Here is a 2,118-nt window from a genome sequence, read left to right as displayed (position 1 = left end):
AATGCTGAACCAAAACCACTTCTAAGCGAGAGTCGTGAGTCCATCCTACTTTTGAGTAAAAGCTGAGATAGTCCCGTTGTTTGTAAATTCCTTCTCCTAAAAAGCCATCGATAGGATCGTATTCTTCCGGCTGCCAAACTTCAGGATTTAAGTCTTGTTTGAGAAGCGCCATCATCTCCGCTGATTTATCTGGAGAAACTGCTTGTTGAGAAGCAATTTCATACATCAGACGAGCGGCGTGTCGAGCGGTCATTTTATTGCGAATAGGATGGTTCGGATCGCCTCGCATTTGTAAATCCCAACCCTCAGGACTCTCCATTCCAAGATAAGGAATGGGAAAGTTTTTTTGGCTGATATCGATTCCTGAATATCCGGCTCTTTGGAAAAACTTGTTAACGGAGTAGCGTTTTTCCAACCAAGTTGAATAGCTGTCTTGTGGCGCGATCGAAGTGGTATCGGTAATTAAATCCAGAATTCGACTGGCGGCTTCGTTATCGGATTTGTGAACGAGTTTGCAAATCGTACTTTTACAGCCTGTATAGGGAAAATCGATGTTTTGTTGAGGGATTTTTCCCTGGGCTTGCCAAGCGTAAAAAGCCACCATCCAAAAGAGTTTGGATACACTGGCAGGATACCGAGGAACGTCAACGTTAAATCCGGCTTCGCTGCGCTGGTTTAAATCGATTAAGTATACCGATAAAGAACTCGTGGGAAGTCCCCGAGACGCCGCTAAATTGACGACTTCATCGACAATATCTTGTAAATTAGAACTCGGTTGAAATTGAGGTGGCGTGGTAACATTATAAATCGGTGTGTTCTGAGAATATTGCGATCGAGGAATTTCGGGAGGCGGAACGGCACCCGACACTTCACCCGATAGCGGTGGCGGCGTTCCCGAAATTTCCCTGGGTTGAGAAGAAGAGGTTTCGGTGTCTGACGGCGGTGCATTGGGAAAGGAAGCCGACTCGTCAGTTGATGGTTCGCTGGAGTTCCCAGAGGCTTCAGACTCGACAACATCCGACGGGGAAGAGTCGGAGGAAGTGGATGGGGGAGAGATAAAGCGTAAGATGGTGGCACCACTGATAACAACGATCGAACTGACGGAAATTGCAATGGCGATCGAGTGAAATTTCGATAAAGATGCAGGTTTGGGAGGGGGAACGAAGCGAGTGCGATCGCCCAAATCGCCAGTTGGACGCTTTCGGCGATTGGGTTTACGAGAAGGGGGCGGAGTCACAGGTTGTCGTGATTTATTCAACTTTCTGATACCAAGAAATTTTTAAGTTTCCACCATCTTGTTCCAAGGTGTATCGATACAGGGTCGTCGTAAAATAGGCGTTCCCCGGATCGGGACGACCATTTTTATAGAGCGTTCCGTCTTCCGTTATGATGAGTTCGATAGTGGCATTATTACCATCTGCATCAAACCGTTGTACAGAATCAATTCGCTGTACGCCATATTGATAATAAGCATTGTTATTTCGCAGCCAATCGATCGGTCCGTCGGGTTTAAGTAAGTCCGCCAGTAACGCCCCAGTCGTCAGACGACGGGCTATCGTTTTGTTGTAAGGTGGGGCAAACATTTGGGATTTCGACTGTAGCCAATTGTTTACCAGCGACACCGCTTGACCTTCCGTAATCGATGAGGTCGATCGCCGAACGGGTTCGGGAGTTGGAACGGGAGTTGGAATCGGCGTTGGAACGGGAGTTGGAATCGGTGTTGCAGCCGGGGCTTGCTGCTGAGGTGCTGCTTGAGAAGTCGCTTGCTGGGGGGCGGCTACGGGTGTCGCCGTCGGTTGAGGCGTCGCCGGGTTGCTGGCGGTATCCTCAGAAGATTCCTCGGACGGCCGCGAGAGGACTAACCCCGCCACGATCGAAATACCAATAACCCCCCCAGTCAGGGCAGCTTTCCCCCATTCGGGCATCCCCCGCTTCTCGGATGGATATGGGGCTGAAGAAGGATAGTTTTGGGAAGGATAGTTTTGGGAAGGATAGTTTTGGGAACCCGCAGTTTGAGGAGATGAAACCACCGTGGCGGCGGGTGGAGGTGTCACAGCCTGTCCCGTCGGAGGTCCTGAAACGATCGTCGAACCCGGCGAAGTCCCCATAGCAACCGGA

General features: G+C 50.0%; 2 protein-coding genes. Both read right to left on the bottom strand.

Annotation, left to right across the window (positions count from 1 at the left end; translation table 11 throughout):
* The coding region (locus tag ACP5D4_RS21515) for a serine hydrolase (RefSeq protein ID WP_428013649.1) at window positions 1–1,237 on the bottom strand (1,237 nt) is incomplete at its 3' end.
* Between the two features lie 13 nt (window positions 1,238–1,250).
* A partial coding sequence (locus tag ACP5D4_RS21510) for an IMS domain-containing protein (RefSeq protein WP_428013648.1) occupies window positions 1,251–2,118 on the bottom strand: 868 nt, incomplete at its 5' end.

Origin of the sequence: Baaleninema sp. (genome assembly GCF_049974805.1) — a bacterium.
Classification (GTDB): Bacteria; Cyanobacteriota; Cyanobacteriia; order Cyanobacteriales; family Geitlerinemataceae; genus Baaleninema.
The sequence above is the reverse complement of the archived record's forward strand: the minus strand, read 5'-3'. Positions and strand labels throughout refer to the sequence as shown.